Source organism: Ruegeria sp. BC3 (genome assembly GCF_056539265.1).
The window spans coordinates 236,255-258,514 of sequence record NZ_JBQFUP010000004.1 but is presented as its reverse complement, the minus strand read 5'-3'; the positions used below and the strand labels follow the sequence as shown (position 1 = coordinate 258,514).

The window sequence follows — 22,260 nt, the reverse complement described above, 5'->3', positions numbered from 1 at the left end:
TGTGCAGGACTCTTACAGAGGCCTTGGCCGAGGTGCAATCAGAGCAACAAGGCGACGCAGAGGAAGATCAGCGGAATAAGGCCGGTATCGCGATTTGCACGGAACAATTGCAGCAGTTTGGCGTTGTCCTCTGTATCCAATCCGCGCAACTGCCATGCCATATGCCACCCCATCGCCCAAGGCCCGGCAAGTGCGACCACCAAAGCCATGACCGATGCCTGCGGTGTCGCCGCGTCAATGATGGCCATTCCCATCAACGCCACCGTCGCCACTAGGAAATACTTCAACCACCTTGCGGTATCCGTGCCAAAAAGCCGCGCGGTGGATTTAATCCCGATCAGTTCATCATCTTCAGCGTCTTGGTGTGCATAGATCGTGTCATAGAACAACGTCCACGCGATGCCCGCGAGATACAGGATGATCGCCGGTATTCCGACCGTCCCTTTATGCGCTGCCCAAGCCAACAGGATACCCCAGTTAAAGGCCAGACCCAGAAACGCCTGCGGCCACCATGTGAACCGTTTGGCGAAGGGATAAATTGTCACCGGCAATAGCGACAAAACACCCATCGCAATTGCGGCCTGATTAAAGGTCAGAAGAATCATCAGACCCAGCAGGCACTGCAGCCCCATCCAGATCACCGCCTGCTTTATGCTGACCTGCCCCGACGGGATCGGGCGCGACCTTGTGCGTTCGACCTGACCGTCGAACTCTCGGTCGGTGATGTCATTCCAGGTGCAGCCCGCACCGCGCATCAGGAAAGCACCAATCGCGCACCCAACGGCGGTCCACAGATCCTCCCACCTTGGATTGCCGTCGCTGAGGATGGCCAGAGCCAAGCCCCACCAGCACGGAATCAGCAGCAGCCATGTCCCAATGGGCCGGTCCGCACGGCTGAGCCGCAGATAGGGGCGGGCGAACGCGGGCGCATGGGTGTCGACCCAGTTGCCGCTGACTGCATCGGCGACTTGTCCGTCTGGTGTTGGCGCATTGCCTTGCATATGTAAGGTCTCATGAGTGCAAAGATCAGACTGTATGTAGAGCACCCTCTGGGGCAGGGGCAATCGGTTCCTTTGACGCGCGATCAGGCCCACTACCTGTTTGGCGTCATGCGCCTGGCCGTTGGCGGGCAGGTCGCCCTGTTCAACGGGCAGGACGGAGAGTGGCTGACCGAGGTGGCCGAGGCGGGCAAACGCGGCGGGTCTCTGACTTGCGTGGCACAGACCAAACCGCTGCAATTGCCACCCGATCTGTGGTTCCTGTTCGCGCCGATCAAGAAGGCGCGGACTGACTTTATCGTTGAAAAAGCGGCAGAAATGGGCGCGGCGCGGATCATGCCTGTGCAGACCGAATTCACCAACTCCGAGCGTATTCGTCAGGACCGCCTGCAGGCCCATGCGGTTGAGGCGGCCGAGCAGTGTGGCGGCACCTATGTGCCCGAAGTCGCCGAATTACAGCGGCTCGACCGGGTGCTGGACAGCTGGCCGGAAGGTCGCCAATTGATGTTCTGCGATGAGGCTGAGGTTGGTTCGGCCCTGCGTCTGGCGGCCAGTGAACCGGGTCAACCATGGGCAATCCTGATTGGGCCTGAGGGCGGATTCTCGGACCGTGAACGCGCGCGCCTGTCGGCGTTGCCTTATGCCCATGTGGTCAGCCTTGGCCCTCGTATCCTCCGCGCGGACACAGCAGCCGTTGCGGCGCTGACCATGTGGCAGCAAGCGCTGGGGGATTGGGCGTGAGCTGGCAAGAAGCGCGGGAGGTGGACGTTCCCAAGATCGACAGGTTTCTGTTCGACCATATCCAGACGTCTATGTTCCCTTTGGCTAATCTGAGGGATTTTGGCATGCGCGGACCAGACCCGCGCGCCGTTAATCTGTGGACACTTGGCGACGGTCCGCGTGCTGTTTTTGGGATCACCAACGAAGGCATGGTCCTGCCGCAGTGCCCCGAATGTTCAGACGAGGAACTCAGCGCGGCGATTCGGTTGATCCGGGGCCAAAAACTGTTTGGCATGGCGGCCGAAGCGTCTCAGGCGCGCCGGATCATGAGCCTTGCAGGATGGCAGGACCGACCTGCCACGCTAAACAGTGACGAGCCCGGATTCACGTTGGATTTGCAACAGATTGTCGTGCCGGATGCGACCGGGGCTGATCTGTTACCGCTTGGTGATCTCGACCGTACCGTTCCTGAAGGCTGGCGGCAGAGCTATCTGGTCGAAGCGATGGATTTCGACGTGGACCGTGCGAAAGGGCAGGCCAAGAAGGATATCGCGGCCTATATTGAACGCAACTCGCACCGGGTACTTTTGATGAATGGCCAACCGGTTGCGATGACCGGGTTCAATGCCCGCTTGCCCGAGGTGGTTCAGATCGGGGGCGTTTACACGCCGCCGGACCTGCGGGGTCGCGGCTATGCGCGACTGGCCGTGGCGCTGCATCTTCGCGAGGCGCAAAGCAAAGGTGCCACACGCGCGATCCTGTTCGCCGCTAGCGATGCTGCTGCGCGTGCCTATATTGGAATTGGGTTTCAGCCTGCGGGCCATTACTCACTGATTCTGTTCAAGAACCCCGAGGACACGGCATGAGCTTTATCCGACCCGAAGCCAAACTGACCCTGTGGCGCTGGCGCGAAGTGTTGATCGCTGGTGCTGTCCTTCTGGTTGGTCTCAGCTGGATCAGCGGACCCGGCGGGTTGCTGGGCTGGCTGGGATGGGTGCTGATCGCAGCGTCCGCCGCCCTGGCAGTCATTGGCGTACAGCGTGCCCGGTTCCGCACCGGTGCAGGCGGTCCCGGTCTGGTGACAATCGACGAAGGTCAGATCACTTATCTCGGCCCACTGACAGGGGGCATTGTCGCGACGCGGGAGATTGAGCGTCTAGCTCTGGACCCGACATCGTCTCCGGCGCATTGGGTTCTGGATCAACCAGGGCAGCCAACGCTTCACATTCCTGTGAATGCGGAAGGTGCCGAGGCTTTGTTTGATGTGTTCTCGGCCCTGCCGGGGCTGAAAACCGAACAAATGCTGTCGGAACTGAACGGTGGCGGGGCGCATCCGGTCGTAATCTGGGAGCGGACGCCTTCGCGGCCTGCGCATCTTCGGTTGCATTGACACCGGCGCGGTTTGCGCTCAGGACTGACCCAACGACAGACACATCAGGATCGGAGCACGGGTCTCATGTCCATCCCTCAGTCAGGCGGCGGTCCTATCGAGCGCCACGAGCAACTGGCCGAATATCTGGAATCGGGCTGCAAGCCCAAGCAGGATTGGCGCATCGGAACCGAGCATGAAAAGTTCGGCTATTGCAAAGACACGCTCAAGCCGCTGCCCTTCGAAGGCGAACGCTCGATTCTGGCCGTGCTGCAGGGGCTGCGCGATCTGCATGGCTGGGCCCCGGTGGAAGAGGCTGGCAAACTGATCGGTCTGGAAAAAGACGGCGCCAATGTCTCGTTGGAGCCCGGTGGGCAGCTGGAACTGTCCGGCGCGCCGCTCGAGACCATTCACGAAACCTGCGACGAGGTGAACGCGCATCTGCGCGACGTGAAAGACATCGCCGACAAGATTGGTGTTGGGTTTATCGGCCTTGGGGCCGCTCCGATCTGGACGCATGAGGAAATGCCGCTGATGCCCAAGGGGCGCTATCGGCTGATGAACGACTATATGGAAAAAGTCGGCACGATGGGCCGGTCGATGATGCGCCGGACCTGTACGGTTCAGGTGAACATCGACTTTGGGTCCGAGTCCGACATGGTGCAGAAACTGCGCGTCGCACTGGCCTTGCAGCCGGTGGCAACCGCACTGTTCGCCAATTCTCCGTTCTTCGAAGGCAAACCTAACGGTCAGAAAAGCTGGCGCAGCTATATCTGGCGGCATCTGGATGATGCGCGCACCGGTATGTTGCCTTTCGTGTTCGAGGACGGGTTCGGGTTTGAACGCTGGGTTGAGTACGCTTTGGATGTGCCGATGTATTTCGTCTATCGCGATGGCAAGTATATCGACGCGCTGGGTCAATCCTTCCGGGACTTTCTGGAAGGCAAGCTGCCCGCCCTTCCGGGCGAAACGCCAACCCTGTCCGACTGGGCCGATCACTTGACCACCGCCTTCCCCGAAGCGCGGATCAAGAAGTTCATGGAGATGCGCGGGGCCGATGGTGGCCCGTGGCGGCGTCTGTGCGCTTTGCCCGCCTTCTGGGTTGGCCTGACCTATGATCAGAGCGCGCTGGATGCGGCATGGGATCTGGTCAAAGGCTGGGATGCCGAGACGCGCGAAGAGTTGCGGATTGTGGCAGCTAAAGATGGTCTGCAGGCTAGAGTTGGTAACATCAACATGCACGATCTCGCGGGTGAAGTGGTTTCAATCGCCGAAGCCGGGTTGAAAGCGCGGGCACGCCCCGGTGCGGGGGGAATGGTCCCGGATGAGACGCATTTCCTGAATGCTCTCAAAGACAGTATCGAAACCGGCAAGGTTCCGGCGGATGAGTTGTTGGACCACTACAACGGTGACTGGAACGGCGATCTGACGCGGATTTACCCCGAATTCAGTTACTGAACTGTCTCGGCGCTGTGTTGCCTTTAGGAGAGCATTTGCCAATTCATTCGATGTGACCTTGCCAGCAAGCGGGGTGTATCGGGTATCCTTGGCAGGAAACTCCTGAGCTTGATGACATCATGGCCCGTATCAGTGAACTGCACTATTCCAATGCCTACGCTGCGCAGACGGGTGTCTCGGAGTTCCTCGAAGTTGCGCTCAGGTCTGATGAGGACCCGGCGAATTTCACGGTTTCGTTTTATCAGGCAAATGGTCAAGTCGGGATCGAAATTCCGCTAAACCATCCTTTGGTTCAGGTTTCGACCGACCCCGACAATAACGAACAGGTCTTTGTGATTTCAGCGGATTTCTTTCCGATCCTGCTGACAGACCCAAATGGCGGCGGTTCAACCAACTATGAGGCCTACGCGCTGACCGACACCTCTACGGGAGAGGTCATCGATTTCTACGATATCGGCGGCGGGACTACTAACATCGTTGCATAAAACGGGCTGGCCGCAGGTGAAACGTCTGAGAACCTGCCGGTTCTTGTCGGGCCGAACCAGACGACGACGACTCTGCAGTTCAATCAGCCCAATCCCGATACGCTGGTCTATGGACCATTATCCCCCGGTGATACCGGCCCACCTTGCTTTGCGGCTGGTACGCTGGTGGATACACCGGATGGCCCGCGCCGGGTTGAAAGCCTGAGGCCGGGCGATCTTGTGCTGACGCAAGATGATGGGCCCTGTCCGATCCGCTGGGTTGGTGGCCGCACCGTGGCCGGGCGTGGTCGCTTCGCACCGGTGCGTATCCATGCCGGAGCGTTTGGCGCGGAACGGGACATTTTTGTCTCGCCTCAGCATCGTCTGTTGGTAAGCGGCTGGCAGGCGGAATTGCTGTTTGGTGAGGATGAGGTTCTCGTCGCGGCCAAATCGCTGATAAATGACGCGACTATCACGTCAGCACCGTGCGACATTGTCCACTACGTGCACTTGTTCTTTGACCGGCATCAGTTGGTCTCGACCTCGGGTCTGATCTCGGAGAGTTTCTTTCCCGGCGCTCAGGCGCTGTCGAGCCTGGACTGCGCAGCTGCGGATGAACTGTTCTCCTTGTTCCCTGAATTGCGCAACTACCCGCAAAGCTATGGTCCGACCAGCCGCCCGGTACAGTGCGGCCCGCAAGCGGCAATGCTGCAGGCGATCTGATCGCCCCTCTTGCTTTCGCGGACTGCTGTGATAGCAGAGCCTCAACAGCATTCAGGGAACCGTCATGGACGATCTTAAGGCAAAATATCTGGGTCAGATCGCCGATGCAGGCGACGAAAACGCGCTCGAAGCGATCCGTGTCGCGGCCGTCGGCAAAAAAGGCGAAGTCGCGCTGAAGATGCGCGAGCTGGGCAAGATGACGCCCGAGGAACGCCAGGTCGCAGGCCCTGCGCTGAACGCCCTGAAGGATGAGATCAACTCGGCACTGGCCGCCAAAAAGGCTGCTTTGGCGGATGCGGCATTGGATGAGCGCCTGCGCACCGAATGGCTGGACGTCACGCTGCCGACCCGCGCGCGCCGTCAGGGTTCGATCCACCCGGTCAGCCAGGCGACCGAAGAACTGACCGCGATCTTTGCCGAACTGGGGTTCTCGGTGGCCGAAGGGCCGCGGATCGAGACCGACTGGCATAACTTCGACGCCCTCAACATCCCCGGCCACCACCCCGCACGCGCCGAGATGGACACGTTCTACATGCACCGCGCCGAGGGCGATAATCGCCCGCCGCATGTGCTGCGCACCCATACGTCGCCGGTGCAGATCCGTTCGATGGAGCTGCAGGGCGCGCCGATCCGCGTGATCTGCCCGGGCGGTGTCTATCGCGCCGACTATGACCAGACCCACACGCCGATGTTCCATCAGGTCGAGGGGCTGGCCATCGACAAGGACATCTCGATGGCGAACCTGAAATGGGTTCTGGAAGAGTTCGTGAAAGCGTTCTTCGAAGTCGACGACGTCGAACTGCGCTTCCGCGCCTCGCACTTCCCGTTCACCGAGCCATCGGCAGAGGTCGATATCCGCTGTTCGTGGGATAACGGTCAGCTGAAGATCGGCGAGGGGGACGACTGGATGGAGATTCTGGGGTCCGGCATGGTCCACCCCAAGGTGATAGCGGCTGGAGGCATCGACCCCGAGGTCTATCAAGGCTTTGCCTTCGGCATCGGCATCGACCGTCTGGCGATGTTGAAATACGGCATCCCGGATTTGCGGGCGTTCTTTGACAGCGACCTGCGTTGGTTGCGGCACTATGGGTTTGCAGCGCTGGATATGCCGAATCTGCATGGTGGTTTGTCGCGGTGAATGATGTCGAAGTGATCACGGCGTGTGAAAACTTATGCCGAGACTTTCACTTCTTTAGCCATTTTGGAGGTTGGGTAAGCAATTTTGGCCCCGCCATTACGTTTCTCGGTGCTGTTTGGTTGTTTTTCATGCAGCGCAAAACTGACCGAACTGAAGCGCTGAAAGCGCGCCGCCTCGTAGTTTACCAAGAAGCTATCGCCGCGTTTAGGAATGTGACAACCGAAATTCGGTTCAATTCAGAAGTTTTGGAAATCGGATTGTCGTTTAAGCAGTTTGAACTCTGCTATGCAAAAATTCTAGTTTCGGGCGTGGATGAAGTGATTGAAGTCACGACAAATGCCAGAGCATCCCTAATTGATTTAATGGAAGCATACGCTTCCGACGAGCAGGAAGGCTTCACCAGAGCTAACGCGGAAACGGAACGTTTGTTTGTCCAGTGCATCGACAGAATGAGGCTGGATATGCACTTGGGAACCGAGCTTACTTCTGAATATTCTTCTGACGAAATTGGAAAGCGCATAAGTGACCTGATCCTCAAAAAAGACGTTAATCCTTAGGTTCGCCGTAGTTCGCGCGGAGCAAGGGCCGATAGGCCGCCGCGCTATCGCCAGACCGCCCGCACGGGCTGGCGATTTGCCTCCGTTAGCGCAACGCTCGAACGACGCACGGACTTGGCCAGAATAAATCGCCCATCACGGCCCGAAGATCGCCATCCCGCGGTCTGGCGAAAGCGCGGCTTGTTGCGTTGCCCCACGGGCTTGTGACGTGACATGGGCCGCAAGGCGGTTAGGGTCGGTCGCATGATCTATCGACTGCTTGCCCTCTTTTTCATGTCCGCGTCTGTTGCCTATGCCATGGGACCATGGCGGGATGATTGTCATGGCGATACGGCCTGTCAGATCGGGGACCGCTCGTACCATGTGCTGGAGCCGGACGGATGGGATGGAAAGACGCCTCTGCCGGTGTTGATGCACTTCCACGGCTGGGCGCGGCAGGGGACCGTGGTGGTCAACCACGAACGCATTGCGGGGGCCACGAAACTGCGTGGCGTGCTGCTGGTTGCCCCGAACGGGCTGGGCAAAAGCTGGGATTTCTGGACCTCGGACACCGGTGATGTGCCCTTTGCGGATCAGGTGCTAGAGGATGTGGCCAAGCGCTATCCCATTGATCCGGAACGTATCTATGTCTCGGGCTATTCCTACGGCGGCGCGATGGCGTGGCGTTATGTCTGCCAGTCGGGCAATGACACGGCGGCTTTGCTGGGTATTGCAGGCAGCATCCGGCAGACCGAGGATTGCCCTCAGGCCCCGGCAGAGGTGCGCCATGTGCACGGGACCAGCGATACGGTGATGGATTTCCCCTTTGGGCCGGGCGGGGATACGACCTATCCGGTGGCGCTGTGGCGTCAGAAATTCGGCTGCGACTCGACCACGCCGCGCGGCGATTGGAGCGTGGTTCCGATCCTGACGCTCAATCGTGTGGAATGGACCGACTGCGCGCAGGGGCGGGTTGCGCTGGATACCCATCCGGGCGGGCACTTTATCCCCCACGGCTGGGTCGGGCGGCAATTGGATGAGCTGTTGGGGCGCGAACCGACTTATCCCTGAACCGGAAACGACCCAGCCCTGTCGCGAACAGGTTTGCTGGGGTGCGTGCCGCCCGTTTATCCATGTGAAAACGGGGATGTCATGACCACAATTCTGATCGTTGAAGGCAATACACCGGACATGGTTGCCAAGGGCCATGCGGGCGCGAACGGGTTCATCCGGACCTTCTCGGGCTTGGCGCCGGAGGTCCGTGTTCGTCTGGTCAATCCCTATGCCGCAGCATTGCACCCCGATGAACTGCAGGGCGTGGACGCCGTAGTGCTGACCGGATCGGGTGTCAGTTGGTCTGTGGGCGCCCCCGAGGCGGCCCCCCAGCGCACCGCTGCTGAGGTCGTGTTGGCCGCCGGTCTACCGGTCTGGGGGTCATGCAACGGGCTGCAGCTTGCGATGTTGATGCTGGGCGGCTCTGTCGGAGCGTCTCCGGTTGGCATGGAGGTCGGCATAGCGCAGAACAACGTGCTGACCCAAGAAGGGGGCCAGCATTCCATGATGGCAGGGCGGAACGCTGGTTTCGGCGTTCCGTGCATCCACCGGGATGAGGTTCAGAAGCTGCCTGACGGAGCAATTCTGTTGGCAGGCAACGCCCATTCCCCGGTTCAGGCTGCGGTTTATGAGCAGGGCGATCTGCAGTTTTGGGGCACGCAGTATCATCCCGAGTTGAGCCCTTCTGATATCGGCGTCTACGTTCGTGCGCGGGGTATCTTTTCCGACCACGCCAATTTGGCTGATGATCTTGAGCAGGCTGAAACGGATTTCTCGGCTGCAGCGCGTCTGGGAACCGACCCGGACGCCTTGGTGTTGCCCCAGCGCAGCCGTGAGCTGGCCAATTGGCTGCAATTCGTCTCTGGCCGCTAAGCGGCCCTTCCACCTGCGGGGAATATCCGCTACATGCGATCCGACCCGAAAATTCTGGCGGATAGCGACCGATGAAATTCACTCTTTCCTGGCTGAAAGACCACCTCGACACCGATGCGTCGGTTGATGAGATTGCTGAGACGTTGACCGATCTTGGACTTGAAGTCGAAGAGATCGTGAACCCTGCGGACCGGCTGGCGGGCTTTACGCTGGGCTATGTGAAGCATGCCGAGAAACATCCCGACGCCGATAAGCTGCGCGTCTGCACGGTTGCGACGGATGAGGGCGATCTGCAGATCATTTGCGGCGCGCCGAATGCGCGCGAAGGGATCACCGTCGTCGTCTGCAAACCGGGCATGTATATCCCCGGTCTGGACCTGACCATCAGCGTCGGCAAGATCCGAGGTGTTGAGAGCTTTGGCATGATGGCATCCGAGCGCGAGTTGGAGCTGTCGGACGAGCATGACGGCATCATCGAGCTGCCTTCGGGCGAAGTGGGCGACAAGTTCGTCGACTGGCTGGCCGAGAATGAGCCGTCAAAGGTCGACCCGATGATCGAGATTGCGATCACGCCGAACCGTCCTGACGCGCTGGGCGTGGCCGGCATTGCCCGCGATCTGGCAGCCCGTGGCGTTGGCACGCTGAAAGAGCGCGATTACGTGCCGGTTCCGGGTGACTTCGAAAGCCCGATCAAGGTGACGATTGATGAGGATACGCTGGATGGCGCACCGCATTTCACCGGTCGTCTGATCAAGGGCGTCAAGAACGGCCCCAGCCCGCAATGGCTGCAGGATCAGTTGAAGGCGATTGGTCTGCGCCCGATCTCGGCTTTGGTCGATATCACCAACTACATGACCTTCGACCAAAACCGCCCGCTGCACGTATTCGATGCGGATAAGGTTCAAGGCAACCTGCGTGTTCACCGCGCCAAGGGCGGTGAAAAACTGGTTGCGCTGGATGAAAAGGAATACACTCTGCAGCCCGGCATGATGGTGATTTCGGATGACAAAGGTCCCGAGTCCATTGCTGGCATCATGGGCGGTGAGGAAACCGGCTGTACCGAAGAGACCGTGAACGTCTTCCTCGAAAGCGCATTTTGGGATCACGTGCAGATTGCTCTGACCGGGCGCGCGCTGAAGATCAACTCGGACGCGCGCTACCGCTTTGAACGCGGTGTGGATCCTGAATACACGCTGGAAGGTCTGGAACAGGCGACGCAGATGATCCTGGATATCTGCGGCGGTGAGGTCTCGAAAGTGGTCGAAGCAGGGAAGGCTCCGAACCACGCGCGGGTCTACAAACTGGATGCCGAGCGTGTACAATCGCTGGTCGGCATGGACATTCCCGAGGCTGAACAACGCCAGACCCTGACCCGATTGGGCTTCCGCCTGGAAGGCGAAATGGCTCATGTCCCCAGCTGGCGTCCCGATATCATGGGCGAGGCTGATCTGGTGGAAGAGGTCGCGCGGATCGCGTCTTTGACCAAGCTGCAGGGCAAGCCTCTGCCGCGCGTGACTGCTGGTATCCCGAAACCGGTGATGACCCCGACACAACGCCGTCAGTCGATGGCGCGCCGCACCTGTGCAGCTCTGGGGTACAATGAATGCGTTTCCTACACGTTCATCGATCAGGCCTCGGCCGCTTTGTTCAGTGGCGGCGATGAAGCGACCCAGCTCGAGAACCCGATCTCGTCCGAGATGAGCCATATGCGCCCCGATCTGCTGCCTGGTCTGCTGCAGGCCGCTGCCCGCAATCAGGCGCGCGGCTATGCAGATGTGGCCTTGTTCGAGGTTGGCCCAGTGTTCCACGACGGTGAGCCCGGCGATCAGAAAACCCAGATCACCGGTCTGCTGGTCGGTCGCAATGGTCCCAAGGACGTGCACGGAGCCTCGCGTTCCGTTGACGTGTTCGACGCAAAAGCGGATGCCGAGGCCGTACTGGCCGCCATCGGTGCACCGGCCAAAGTTCAGATCCTGCGCGATGGTGACGCTTGGTGGCATCCGGGCCGTCACGGCAAGATTTGCCTGGGCCCGAAAAAAGTGCTGGGCGTGTTTGGCGAACTGCACCCGCGCATCCTGCAGGCGATGGATATCAAAGGCTCTGCGATGGCCTTCACGATCTGGCCGGACGAGGTGCCTTTGCCCCGTAAATCCGGTGCCACCCGCGCCGCACTTGAGTTGCGTGACCTGCAAGCGGTCGAGCGGGACTTTGCCTTTGTCGTGGATGAGGGCGTCGAGGCGCTGACGCTGGTGAATGCTGCGGCGGGTGCCGACAAGGCGCTGATCGAAGACGTCCGCGTCTTTGACGAGTTCATCGGCGGCAGCCTGGGTGAGGGTAAGAAATCTCTGGCCATCACCGTGCGTTTGCAGCCGACTGATGAGACGCTGAAGGAAAAAGACATCGAAGCGGTGGCTGAGAAGATCATCGCCAAGGTCACCAAGGCAACCGGCGGCGTTCTGCGCGGGTGACGCCGGATCGTAAACGGCGCGAATAGAATGGAAAATGAAAGGGCGGGTGCGCCCTTTCGTTGTTTAAGGAGGAGCAAAAGTTGCTGAACGTTTACCTTTCTGGCGAAATCCACACCGACTGGCGCGAACAGATCATCGATGGCGCGCAAGACTTGGATGTCACCTTCAATAGCCCCGTCACCGATCACGCAGCCAGCGACGATTGTGGCGTGGCCATTCTGGGCGAAGAGCCGAACAAGTACTGGCATGACCATAAAGGTGCGATGGTGAACGCGATCCGTACCCGCAAGGGCATCGCGGATGCGGATGTGGTCGTCGTTCGTTTCGGTGAGAAATACAAACAGTGGAACGCGGCCTTTGACGCGGGGTACGCGGCGGCTTTGGGCAAATCGCTGATCGTATTGCACGGCCCCGACCACCAGCATGCGCTGAAAGAGGTCGATGCCGCAGCACTGGCCGTGGCCGAACATCCCGCACAGGTCGTGGAGATTCTGCGCTATGTCCTGACCGGTCAGCTGCCGCAGTAAATACGTTACGTTTTTCTTGCCCGAAATCAGGCTGCTTTCTACCGTTTGAGGAAACGAAACGGGAGAGGCAGCCATGGAATTCGATTATGTCATCGTTGGAGGGGGATCCGCTGGCTGCGTGATGGCCGCGCGCCTCAGCGAAGATCCAGAAACATCTGTGTGCCTGATTGAAGCGGGCGGTGCGGGCGAGGATCTTGTGATCCGCGCGCCAGCACTGGTGGCTGCCATGATCTCGGGGCGGCCCAAGCTGAATAACTGGGCTTTTGAAACGGTACCGCAGCCTGGCCTGAACGGGCGCAAAGGGTTTCAGCCCCGGGGAAAGACCTTGGGGGGATCCTCGGCGATCAACGCCATGCTCTATGTGCGTGGCCACGCCAGCGACTACGACGAATGGGCCGAGTTGGGGTGCGAGGGATGGGATTGGCAAAGCGTGTTGCCTTACTTCCGCAAGGCCGAGGGCAACGCGCGCGGTGCGGATGACCTCCACGGCGCGGATGGGCCCCTGCAGGTCGCGGATCAGTCTGAGCCGAGGGCGATCTCTCATGCCTTTGTCGAGGCGTGCGGCCAGCATCAGATTCGCGAAACAAAAGATTTCAACGGACCCGAACAGGAAGGGGCCGGGCTGTATCAGGTGACACAGTTCTATGACGGCGATCACAAGGGCGAACGCTGTTCCGCAGCGGCTGCCTATTTGCGGGACGTCAAATTGCGGCCGAACCTGACCATACTGACCAGCGCCGAAGCTCAGAAGGTTCTGTTCGACAAAAAACGCGCCACCGGTGTGCAACTGCGTCAGAAAGGCAATGTGATCGAAGTCCGCGCGCGTCGCGAAGTGATCTTGTCTGGCGGTGCTTTTGGGTCACCTCAACTGCTGATGCTGTCAGGGGTCGGACCAGAGGCGGAACTGCGCCAGCATGGCATTCCGGTCGTACATGATCTGCCCGGCGTTGGTCAGAATCTGCAGGATCACCTGGACTATGTGCTTAGTTATAAATCCAAGCGAAAGGATGTCATCGGCCTGACACCGGGTGGATTGTGGGATCTGGCCAAGGCCGGATTGGACTGGCGGCGAACCGGCTCGGGGTTGTTTTCGACGCCTTTTGCCGAAGGTGGCGCGTTCTTCAAATCCGACCCTTCTGTGTCCAAGCCTGATCTTCAACTGCATTTTGTCGTCGGAATTGTCGACGACCACATGCGGAAGATCCACCTTCAGCACGGGTTCTCGTGTCATGTCTGCGTGCTGCGACCGTTCAGCAAGGGAAGCGTGGGGCTAAGCTCGGATAAAGCCGGCGCGCCGCCGCGGATAGATCCCGCCTATCTGAGCGATGACCGTGACCTTGACCTGTTGAAAAGCGGCGCGCGGATCATGGAATCAATCCTCGAGGCACCGCCGCTGGCGCCGTGGCGTGCGAAGCGCCTTTACCCGAATGATGGCAGCGATCAGGCGCTGGAAGCCGATATTCGCAACCGCGCCGACACGATCTATCACCCGGTGGGCACCTGCAAGATGGGCATCGACGATATGGCCGTCGTCGATACCGAAGGCCGAGTGCATGGGGTCGACGGGTTGCGGGTTGTGGACGCCTCGGTCATGCCGACGCTGGTGGGCGGCAACACTAACGCGCCCACCATCATGATCGCAGAAAAGATCGCAGACGGGATCAATCCCGCGGCGGCGTAACCAATCCCTTCTGCACAGCAGGGCGGTCCAGGAACCGATCAAGATACGATATGACGTTTGCATAGTCTTCCCAGCCCACAAGCTCGTGGGCCTGGTAGAACTCTAGCCCGCGCAGCCAGGGGGCGATGGCGATGTCCGCGATCGAATAGTCGCCGGCAATCCAATCCTGCCCTTCAAGCTGTTGGTTCAGGACGTTCAACAGGCGTTTTGCTTCGGCGACATAGCGTTCGCGGGGGCGGGGGTCCGGGATTTCGCTTCCGGCGAATTTGTGGAAATAGCCCAATTGCCCAAACATCGGGCCAATCCCGCCCATCTGAAACATCACCCATTGGATGACACGGTACTTGTCGGACTGGGTCTGGCCCAGAAACATGCCGCTTTTTTCGGCCAGATACACAAGAATTGCACCGCTTTCGAACAAGCCAAGAGGCTGCCCGTCCGGGCCGTTCGGATCGATAATCGCCGGGATCTTGTTGTTGGGATTCAAGGACAGGAAAGCGGGGCTTTTGACATCCGTGTCCGACAGCGTGACCTTGTGGGCCTCATATGGCAGGCCGGTCTCTTCCAGCATGATCGACGCTTTGACACCGTTCGGTGTTGGGAAGGAGTACAGCTGGATACGGTCCGGAAACTTGGCAGGCCAACGGGCCGTGATCGGGTGAGAGGCGGTGTCCAGCATGATTTGCTCCTGTCTGTGGCTGCATTCAAAAGGTAGGCAGAGCACCCTCGTGTTACCAGTCATTGGGTTGTGCACAGCCGGTCAGAGCCTGTTTACACGGGAACAACGGGGAAATCCTGCGAAACTGCCACCTAGACCGATGCGGGCGAATAGATCAATATTCCGGAATTCCCGCGCTGTTGACGCGGGTTTGTCGTGAATCGAAAGGAGAAGCGCGTGGATGACGTCGTAACACAGGTGGGTGCGTTCGCCCCGCTTATCATGAACGCGGTCAAGGCGTTGGTCGTTCTGATCCTTGGTTGGATCGTAGCCGGGGCCATTGGTGGCATGGTGCGCCGTCGGATCAATGCGACGCCGCATATTGACCAGACGCTTGGGAACTTTGTCGCCAGTCTGGTGAAATGGGTGATCCTGGCCATGGTGTTGGTTGCCGTGCTCGGCATCTTTGGCATTCAGGCGACCAGCATCGTTGCCATTTTGGGCGCTGCATCTCTGGCCATCGGTCTGGCCTTGCAGGGCACTTTGAGTGACCTTGCTGCGGGCGTTATGCTGGTCGTTTTTCGCCCCTATAAACTGGGTCAATATGTCGATATCGGTGGCACTGCGGGAACGGTCAAGGACCTGAATTTGTTCACGACTGAACTGGTCACTCCAGACAACGTTCAGATCATCGTGCCCAACGGTCAATCCTGGGGTTCGATCATCACCAACTACTCGGCCCATGATACGCGCCGTGTCGACCTGGTGTTTGGTATCGACTACGGGGACAGCGCAGACGAGGCGATGAAGATCATTCTTGATGTCGCGCAAGCGGATGAGCGTATTCACTCCGACCCGGAACCCTGGGTGCGTGTGACCAACCTTGGCGACAGTTCAGTCGATCTGACCGCGCGCCTGTGGTGCAACGCTGCGGATTATTGGGACGTGAAGTTCGAGGTTACCAAGGCGGTCAAAGAAGCGTTCGACGCCAAAGGCGTTTCGATTCCGTACCCGCACTCGGTCGAGATTCAAAAACAGGGCTAAGCCCTCCCGCCCGTCGATCGGGCATTGAAATGCCCTCCTCCGGTTGGGCCCGGCGCCGCGCTGATCGCGCGGCGCTGTTTCATTTCTTGCAACCGTTGTTCCCCAAAACAAACGCGCCGCGTCCAGGGACGCGGCGCTTGGTCCAACGCTGTAGCGCACCCCCGATGGGGGTGCTTTCAGGGACGGGAGAGGTCAGGCCTTGATCACAACGTTGGGGGATACGACGTCGATACCCAGTGCTTTGCCAACCGCGTAGTAGGTCAGCTGACCTGCGTGCACGTTCAGGCCGTTCAGCAAGTGCGGATCGTCCTGGCAGGCCTGTTTCCAACCTTTGTCGGCCAGCGCCAGCATGAAGGGCATCGTCGCGTTGCCCAATGCAATGGTCGAAGTGCGCGCAACGGCACCCGGCATGTTGGCTACGCAGTAGTGCATGATGCCGTCGACGTCGTAGATCGGATCGGCGTGGGTCGTCGCCTTCGAGGTTTCGAAGCAACCGCCTTGGTCAATCGCAACGTCAACCAGAACTGCGCCGGGTTTCATGGTCGACAGTTGGTCGCGGCTGATCAGCTTGGGCGCGGCGGCACCCGGGATCAGAACCGCACCGATGACCATGTCGGCGTCCTGGATCAACTCCGCAGTGGCGCCGGCGGTGGAGTACTGGCTTTTGAAGGTGCCGCCGAACACGTCATCCAGATAACGCAGGCGCGGCAGTGAGCGGTCCAGCACGGTGACATCCGCACCCATGCCTGCCGCGATCTTGGCCGCGTGCGTACCCACGACGCCGCCGCCGATCACGATGACCTTTGCAGGGCCAACGCCAGGCACACCGCCCATCAGAACGCCGCGGCCACCATTGGCCTTCTGCAACGTCCAAGACCCGACCTGCGGTGCAAGGCGACCCGCAACTTCGGACATCGGCGCCAGCAGAGGCAGGCCGCCATTGGCGTCGGTTACGGTTTCATATGCAATAGCGGTGCAGCCGGATTCGATCAGGTCATGGGTTTGATCCGGATCTGGTGCCAGGTGCAGGTAGGTGAACAGCAACTGGCCTTCGCGCAGCATTTTGCGCTCGACGGCTTGGGGTTCTTTGACCTTTACGATCATGTCTGCGGTGGCAAACACTTCTTCGGCGGTGTCGACAATGCGCGCACCGGCCGCGATGTAGGACTCGTTGTCAAAGCCGGAACCCATACCGGCATTGGTTTCGATGATGACTTCGTGACCACGAGCAACCGCTTCCTGCGCGGCGTTCGGGGTCATGCCGACGCGGAATTCCTGGGGTTTGATTTCCTTGGGGCAACCGATCTTCATTTTTGCTCCTCCGTTCATAAACTGCTCAAATTATGTGCAAGTTGGGATGCAATTTCTGTGAAACTCTGCCCGCGTTTCGGTTTTTCTTTGCGAGAAAATTCGATACATTGGTGTATCTGTGCAAAGGATTTGCGTGAATGAGCCTTGATACGACCGATAGAAAGATTCTGGCCGCCTTGCAGCGAAACGGCAGGATGTCGAACGCAGAACTGTCCGATCAGGTGAATCTGTCTCCGTCCGCCTGCCACCGGCGCGTTCAGCGGCTTGAAACGGAAGGTTACATTCGCAACTACGTGGCGTTGCTGGATGCGCGCAAGATGAACGTTCCAACAACCGTCTTTGTCGAAATTACACTGCAAGGGCAGGCAGAAGAACTGTTGGATGCCTTTGAAAAAGCGGTAGCGCGCATCCCGGATGTGCTTGAGTGTCACCTGATGGCAGGCACTGCGGATTACATCCTGAAGGTTGTTGCGGAAAACACCGAGGATTTCGCCCGTATCCACCGCCAGTACCTGTCGCGCTTGCCTGGGGTGGCGCAGATGCAAAGCTCGTTTGCCCTGCGTACCGTGTTCAAGACCACGGCTTTGCCAGTATGAAAATTGCGCCTCCTCAATAAGTCTTTGATTTACGTGATGTTTCAGGCCAGTGGCCGCGCCAGATACTTACCCTTGCGGCAATTCTGACGCTTGTATCCCGGCGCGGCTGGGTCCACAAACGTATAAAGACCGTACAATTGCCTGTTTTCTCAGATCCCGTCGCGCCCGGAATTGAACCCGCGCGGGGCGTCATCAATTCTTCGGATGACATCAGGCGGTTACACTCTCCCGGTACGGTCGCAACCCGTTGACTATAAGGAGCAGATCTTGGCTTACGAAAACAATGGTGCCCCAAAGGATTGGCTGGAAGCCGAGTTGGAAGACACGTTGGACGAAGATTTTGAGATTGAGTTTAGCGAGCCGATGCTCTCTATGGAGATCCGCAAGATCTATAAGGATCAGCATCCCGACATGCTGGATCGCAAGGTCTATTTTCGCAATCTGCTGCGCTTGCAAGCCGAACTGATCAAGGTACAGGATTGGGTTCAGCACACGGGTGCCAAGGTCTGTATCCTGTTCGAAGGACGCGACAGTGCCGGGAAGGGGGGCGTGATCAAGCGTATCACTCAGCGTCTGAACCCGCGGGTCGCGCGCGTGGTGGCCCTGCCTGCCCCCAGCCGCCGCGAGCAAAGCCAATGGTATTTTCAGCGTTACGTACCGCACCTGCCAGCGGCGGGTGAGATCGTTCTGTTCGACCGGTCCTGGTACAACCGCGCGGGCGTTGAACGCGTGATGGGTTTTGCCACTGAAGACCAGGTTGAACAGTTCTTTCAGGACGTTCCGGAATTCGAACGGATGTTGGTGCGCTCGGGTATTATCCTGCTGAAATACTGGTTCTCGATTACAGACGAGGAACAGCAGTTGCGATTCCTGATGCGCATTCACGATCCGATGAAACAGTGGAAACTGTCGCCGATGGACCTGGAATCCCGCATTCGGTGGGAATCCTATACCAAGGCCAAGGAGGAAATGTTCTTCCGCACCAATATCCCCGAGGCGCCGTGGTATATTGTTGAAGGCAACGACAAGAAGCGCGAGCGTCTGAATTGCATCGAGCACTTGCTGACCAAGATCCCCTATTCGGATGTGACGCAGGAAAAGGTCAATCTGCCGGATCGCAAGTATAACCCGGAATATGAACGCCGGACGTTGCCGGACGAGTTGTACGTGCCCAAAATCTACTAAAAAGGAAGAGGCCGGTGGGGAACCGGCCTCTTTTCGTTTTCTTTGTTAGGCGATTTCGAATGAGCAATTGACGTCGAACTCGCTGAACCAGTCATAGTCCCAGAATGTGTTCGTTTCCGCCGCTGGCTCGGTCGTTTCGACATCTGTATCGGGGGTTCTGACCGAAACGAAATCGACGGTGTCCGAGTTGGACGCAGGGGCTGTGCCTCCCGATGGGGCCCAGAAAAAATCGTCGAATTGTGCCTGCAGTGAGTCGAAGATCATCTCGAGCTGCGCCAGTAGAGCGGCGGAATCAAAGTCGTCTTCGCCCATGTCCACCGGCTCGGGGGCTGGCATTGGGGGTTCGGGAGTTTCGGTTTCGACGACTTCTGGTTCCGGCGCCTCGGCAGCCGGTGCCTCGGGTACGACGACCTCCGGCTCGGGGTCTGCGACAACTGTCTCGGGGGCCTCAGGCTCTGGCGCGGTGGGCTCGACCGCCACAGGGGTAGGTTCCGGTGTTTGCGGCGGAGTAACTGGCGCTTCGGCTTCCGGCTCGGCGGGTTGCTCTTCAACCACCGGGACTTCGACGTCTGCGGGGTCATCAACCACAACAACCGGCGGGGTCGGGGCCGGAGCTGCAGGTGCATTGCCAGTATCCAGCACGACATCTGCATCGGTGGTCGCAAAGTTCTGCGTAACCACAACGGCGTCATAGCCCTGCATATCGCCGCGCTCGATCCCGATCCCGATGTATTTGAAATCCGGGTTGAGGATATTTGCCCGGTGGCCGGGGCTGTCCATCAGGCTTTGATGCAGCTGGGCCACATCATCGCTGATACCCGGCGCGCCGCGCTCGGATTGCCAGGCGATGTTTTCGCCCGAGCGCCAGCTACCGGAAAAATCAAAACCGGCATCGCGCATACGCTGAGTGGCCGAGGATCCGCCAGCTCCGGTGTGGCTGAAGGTATCGGTGTTCAGCATCCAGGCGCTGTGGTCTTCGGAAGACTCGTTCAGGCGGGTTTCAAGTTGTAGCGGTTGCAAACCGCGGGAAGTGCGCTCTTCGTTGATGAGCGCCAGCATTTCTAGCTCGAATGAACTTGCAGTCGACATATTGCCTCCGTGGGGGTGTCTCGGTTCGGACGGCGTCAGTTAATGAAGGGACTGGAGGCTACGACAGGGGGCTTTGGATTTCGGGCCGGATTCGGCGTCAGAGTGCTTTTGAAGGATGATTCGTGCGCTGTATTATGCTGGGCAAAGTTCTGCTGGCCCTCAAATGGCAGCTTGTTGCACATGCCGCTTGGCCGATCGGCGGATTCGCACAGGTCCAGAAACGACAAACCCCCGGGCGGGGCCTCGGGGGTCGTCAAATAGTGTCATCCAAAGCTGGACGAGCGTCAGGTGCTTAGAGCAAACCTTCGCGCTGGGCTTTCTTGCGTGCCAGTTTACGGGCACGGCGGATCGCTTCAGCTTTCTCGCGCGCTTTTTTCTCGGACGGTTTCTCGAAATGTTGCTTCAGCTTCATTTCACGGAACACGCCTTCGCGCTGCAGCTTTTTCTTCAGGGCACGAAGCGCCTGATCGACGTTATTGTCGCGAACACTAACCTGCATGTGGTTGTCACCACCTTTCTAGATAGAGTTGCAAGGAAATTGCAGGAGTTGGCCGTATAGCAAAGCGGCTCTATCTTGTCTAGTACTGGCCCCGAGAACCGGAGAACCGCCATGACCGTGACCTATGAAGACGCCAAGCAACAGTTGCTGGATGCGATTGTGATCCATGTTCCGTTTGACGGCTGGTCCGAGGCCAGCTTTCGCGCGGCGGTTTCGGATTGCGATATGGATGACACTCTGGCCCGCGCGATCTGTCCGCGGGGCGCGGTTGATCTGGCGCTGGCATTCCATGCCCGTGGCGATGCGGTAATGGTCGAAAAGCTGAACGCGACGGATCTGAGCGCGCTGAAATTCCGCGATCGTATCGCTACTGCGATTCGGTTCCGGCTTGAGGCGGTTTCCGACAAGGAACTGGTTCGACGCGGAATGACTTTGTTCTCGCTACCCAGTATCGCGGCGGACGGGGCCAAGGCCCTTTGGCAGACCTGCGATCTGATTTGGGACACGCTGGGTGATACCTCGGACGATGTGAATTGGTATACCAAGCGCGCGACGTTGTCGGGCGTCTATTCCTCGACCCTGCTGTATTGGCTGGGTGACGATTCCCCCGACCACCAGAAAACGTGGGAATTTTTGGACCGTCGTATCTCGGACGTGATGCAGATCGAAAAGATCAAAGCGCAGGTGAATGGCAACCCATTGTTCAAGCCGTTCTTGGCGGTTCCGAACTGGCTGGCCGGTCAAGTGAAGCCTCCGTTGAAAATGCGGGCTGACCTGCCAGGTATGCTGAACCCGCGCAAGTAAGCGTCTGGGCCTTCCAGAAATTGCCTGCTAGGCATTGGGCAAAGGAGATTTGCCCATGACCCAGATGATGCGCGCTGTCGAGATCACCAAGCCGGGTGGTCCGGATGTTCTGCAGGTGACGGAACGACCGGTCCCGGAACCGCAAAACGGCCAGGTGATCCTGAAATTGGCCTATTCGGGCGTGAACCGTCCCGATGCGTTGCAGCGCGCTGGGGCGTACGATCCGCCTCCGGGTGCGAGCGATCTGCCCGGTCTTGAGGCCTCGGGCGAGGTCGTAGCGCTCGGTGACGGGGTCGACGGCCTGGCGATAGGCGATCAGGTATGCGCTTTGCTGCCGGGTGGGGGTTATGCGGAGTACGTTGCAACACCGGCCGCGCACTGCCTGCCCGTGCCAAAGGGTATGGGAATGAAAGAGGCCGCGTGCCTGCCCGAGACTTTCTTTACCGTATGGTCCAATGTCTTCACGCGTGGTGGGCTGAAGGCGGGCGAGCGGTTTCTGGTCCACGGCGGTTCCAGCGGAATCGGCACTACGGCGATCCAATTGGCCAATGCCTTTGGCGCCCGGGTTTTTGCGACTGCAGGATCTGCCGAGAAATGCGAAGCCTGCGTAAAACTGGGGGCCGAAAAAGCGATCAACTACCGAGATGAGGATTTTGTTGGCGTCATGCGGGCTGAAGGCGGGGCGAATCTGATCCTCGACATGGTTGGCGGGGATTACATCCCGCGCAACGTCAAGGCGTTGGCCGAAGACGGGCGGCTGGTTCAGATCGCGTTCTTGCAGGGGCCGAAGGTCGAGTTGAACTTTGCAATGATGATGGTGAAACGCCTGACCCTGACCGGCAGTACGTTGCGTCCGCAATCCGATCTTGCAAAAGCAAAGATCGCGCAGGATCTGCACGAGGCGGTTTGGCCGTTGTTGGATGCCGGGAAGGTCGCCCCCGTCATGGACAGCGAGTTTGATCTGACCGAAGCCGCGGCGGCACACGCGCGGATGGAAAGCTCGGGCCATATCGGCAAGATCGTCCTGAAAGTCGCCGGTTAAACGCCTGGGGCTGGTGCCGCGTGG

The 22,260-nt window shown here is 59.1% G+C and carries 23 protein-coding genes; 18 read left to right on the top strand and 5 right to left on the bottom strand.

Annotated features, from left to right (window positions below):
- Positions 1-38: 38 nt before the first annotated feature.
- Complete coding sequence (ubiA, locus tag ACR0MV_RS13230) at positions 39-1,001, bottom strand: 4-hydroxybenzoate octaprenyltransferase (RefSeq protein ID WP_480702412.1); 963 nt, start codon at positions 999-1,001, stop codon at positions 39-41.
- A 12-nt stretch (positions 1,002-1,013) separates the two neighbouring features.
- Here ubiA and ACR0MV_RS13225 point away from each other — a divergent pair, with 12 nt between their 5' ends.
- From ACR0MV_RS13225 to ACR0MV_RS13165, 13 genes are all read left to right on the top strand, one after another.
- Positions 1,014-1,739, top strand: a complete 726-nt coding sequence (locus ACR0MV_RS13225) for a 16S rRNA (uracil(1498)-N(3))-methyltransferase (protein WP_170426935.1) — start codon at positions 1,014-1,016, stop codon at positions 1,737-1,739.
- A complete protein-coding gene (locus ACR0MV_RS13220; RefSeq protein ID WP_367647700.1) occupies positions 1,736-2,584 on the top strand; it encodes a GNAT family N-acetyltransferase in 849 nt (282 codons plus the stop codon). The genes ACR0MV_RS13225 and ACR0MV_RS13220 overlap by 4 nt, the downstream gene beginning before the upstream one ends.
- On the top strand, positions 2,581-3,108 hold the full coding sequence (locus ACR0MV_RS13215) for a hypothetical protein (RefSeq protein WP_170426936.1): 528 nt from the start codon (positions 2,581-2,583) through the stop codon (positions 3,106-3,108). The genes ACR0MV_RS13220 and ACR0MV_RS13215 overlap by 4 nt, the downstream gene beginning before the upstream one ends.
- A gap of 66 nt (positions 3,109-3,174) precedes the next feature.
- Complete coding sequence (locus ACR0MV_RS13210; RefSeq protein ID WP_170426937.1) at positions 3,175-4,545, top strand: glutamate--cysteine ligase; 1,371 nt, start codon at positions 3,175-3,177, stop codon at positions 4,543-4,545.
- A gap of 119 nt (positions 4,546-4,664) precedes the next feature.
- Entirely contained in the window at positions 4,665-5,030 is a 366-nt protein-coding gene (locus tag ACR0MV_RS13205; RefSeq protein WP_480702411.1) for a hypothetical protein, read from the top strand.
- A 6-nt stretch (positions 5,031-5,036) separates the two neighbouring features.
- Complete coding sequence (locus tag ACR0MV_RS13200) at positions 5,037-5,732, top strand: Hint domain-containing protein (protein WP_480702561.1); 696 nt, start codon at positions 5,037-5,039, stop codon at positions 5,730-5,732.
- 64 nt (positions 5,733-5,796) lie between these two features.
- Entirely contained in the window at positions 5,797-6,870 is a 1,074-nt protein-coding gene (gene pheS, locus ACR0MV_RS13195) for a phenylalanine--tRNA ligase subunit alpha (RefSeq protein ID WP_170426939.1), read from the top strand.
- The gene (locus ACR0MV_RS13190; RefSeq protein ID WP_480702410.1) at positions 6,867-7,427 is read left to right on the top strand and encodes a hypothetical protein; all 561 of its coding nucleotides are present in this window, start codon (positions 6,867-6,869) and stop codon (positions 7,425-7,427) included. Before pheS ends, ACR0MV_RS13190 begins: the two co-directional genes overlap by 4 nt.
- Before the next feature lie 243 nt (positions 7,428-7,670).
- Positions 7,671-8,477, top strand: a complete 807-nt coding sequence (locus ACR0MV_RS13185; RefSeq protein WP_480702409.1) for a CE1 family esterase — start codon at positions 7,671-7,673, stop codon at positions 8,475-8,477.
- Between the two features lie 81 nt (positions 8,478-8,558).
- Positions 8,559-9,332, top strand: a complete 774-nt coding sequence (locus ACR0MV_RS13180) for a type 1 glutamine amidotransferase (RefSeq protein WP_480702408.1) — start codon at positions 8,559-8,561, stop codon at positions 9,330-9,332.
- Positions 9,333-9,403: 71 nt separating this feature from the next.
- On the top strand, positions 9,404-11,800 hold the full coding sequence (gene pheT / locus ACR0MV_RS13175) for a phenylalanine--tRNA ligase subunit beta (RefSeq protein ID WP_480702407.1): 2,397 nt from the start codon (positions 9,404-9,406) through the stop codon (positions 11,798-11,800).
- 80 nt (positions 11,801-11,880) lie between these two features.
- On the top strand, positions 11,881-12,327 hold the full coding sequence (locus tag ACR0MV_RS13170; RefSeq protein WP_480702406.1) for a YtoQ family protein: 447 nt from the start codon (positions 11,881-11,883) through the stop codon (positions 12,325-12,327).
- A 73-nt stretch (positions 12,328-12,400) separates the two neighbouring features.
- Positions 12,401-14,008 carry a GMC family oxidoreductase gene (locus tag ACR0MV_RS13165; RefSeq protein ID WP_480702405.1) on the top strand — a complete coding sequence of 536 codons (1,608 nt, stop codon included), beginning with the start codon at positions 12,401-12,403 and terminating at the stop codon, positions 14,006-14,008.
- On the opposite strand, the gene ACR0MV_RS13160 is transcribed toward ACR0MV_RS13165, so the two are convergent.
- Positions 13,989-14,687, bottom strand: a complete 699-nt coding sequence (locus tag ACR0MV_RS13160) for a glutathione S-transferase family protein (protein WP_480702404.1) — start codon at positions 14,685-14,687, stop codon at positions 13,989-13,991. The genes ACR0MV_RS13165 and ACR0MV_RS13160 overlap by 20 nt on opposite strands.
- Before the next feature lie 216 nt (positions 14,688-14,903).
- Between ACR0MV_RS13160 and ACR0MV_RS13155 the strand changes: the two genes are divergently transcribed.
- Complete coding sequence (locus ACR0MV_RS13155) at positions 14,904-15,710, top strand: mechanosensitive ion channel family protein (RefSeq protein WP_170426947.1); 807 nt, start codon at positions 14,904-14,906, stop codon at positions 15,708-15,710.
- Positions 15,711-15,902: 192 nt separating this feature from the next.
- Here the strand turns inward: ACR0MV_RS13155 and ald are convergent, their stop codons facing one another.
- Positions 15,903-17,021, bottom strand: coding sequence for an alanine dehydrogenase (ald, locus tag ACR0MV_RS13150; protein WP_170426948.1), 1,119 nt, complete (start codon positions 17,019-17,021; stop codon positions 15,903-15,905).
- Between the two features lie 137 nt (positions 17,022-17,158).
- On the opposite strand from ald, the gene ACR0MV_RS13145 reads away from it, so the two are divergent.
- Complete coding sequence (locus ACR0MV_RS13145; protein ID WP_480702403.1) at positions 17,159-17,617, top strand: Lrp/AsnC family transcriptional regulator; 459 nt, start codon at positions 17,159-17,161, stop codon at positions 17,615-17,617.
- A gap of 267 nt (positions 17,618-17,884) precedes the next feature.
- Positions 17,885-18,802: a polyphosphate kinase 2 gene (gene ppk2, locus ACR0MV_RS13140; protein WP_170426949.1), complete on the top strand. Its 918-nt coding sequence runs from the start codon at positions 17,885-17,887 to the stop codon at positions 18,800-18,802.
- Positions 18,803-18,847: 45 nt separating this feature from the next.
- Here the strand turns inward: ppk2 and ACR0MV_RS13135 are convergent, their stop codons facing one another.
- A complete protein-coding gene (locus ACR0MV_RS13135) occupies positions 18,848-19,891 on the bottom strand; it encodes a CAP domain-containing protein (RefSeq protein WP_480702402.1) in 1,044 nt (347 codons plus the stop codon).
- A gap of 292 nt (positions 19,892-20,183) precedes the next feature.
- Positions 20,184-20,390 (bottom strand): 30S ribosomal protein S21, encoded by a 207-nt coding sequence (gene rpsU / locus ACR0MV_RS13130; protein ID WP_005614280.1) that lies wholly within the window; start codon positions 20,388-20,390, stop codon positions 20,184-20,186.
- Between the two features lie 111 nt (positions 20,391-20,501).
- Here rpsU and ACR0MV_RS13125 point away from each other — a divergent pair, with 111 nt between their 5' ends.
- Entirely contained in the window at positions 20,502-21,194 is a 693-nt protein-coding gene (locus ACR0MV_RS13125) for a COQ9 family protein (protein ID WP_480702401.1), read from the top strand.
- A gap of 55 nt (positions 21,195-21,249) precedes the next feature.
- Positions 21,250-22,236 carry an NAD(P)H-quinone oxidoreductase gene (locus ACR0MV_RS13120; protein WP_480702400.1) on the top strand — a complete coding sequence of 329 codons (987 nt, stop codon included), beginning with the start codon at positions 21,250-21,252 and terminating at the stop codon, positions 22,234-22,236.
- The last annotated feature ends 24 nt before the right edge of the window (positions 22,237-22,260 follow it).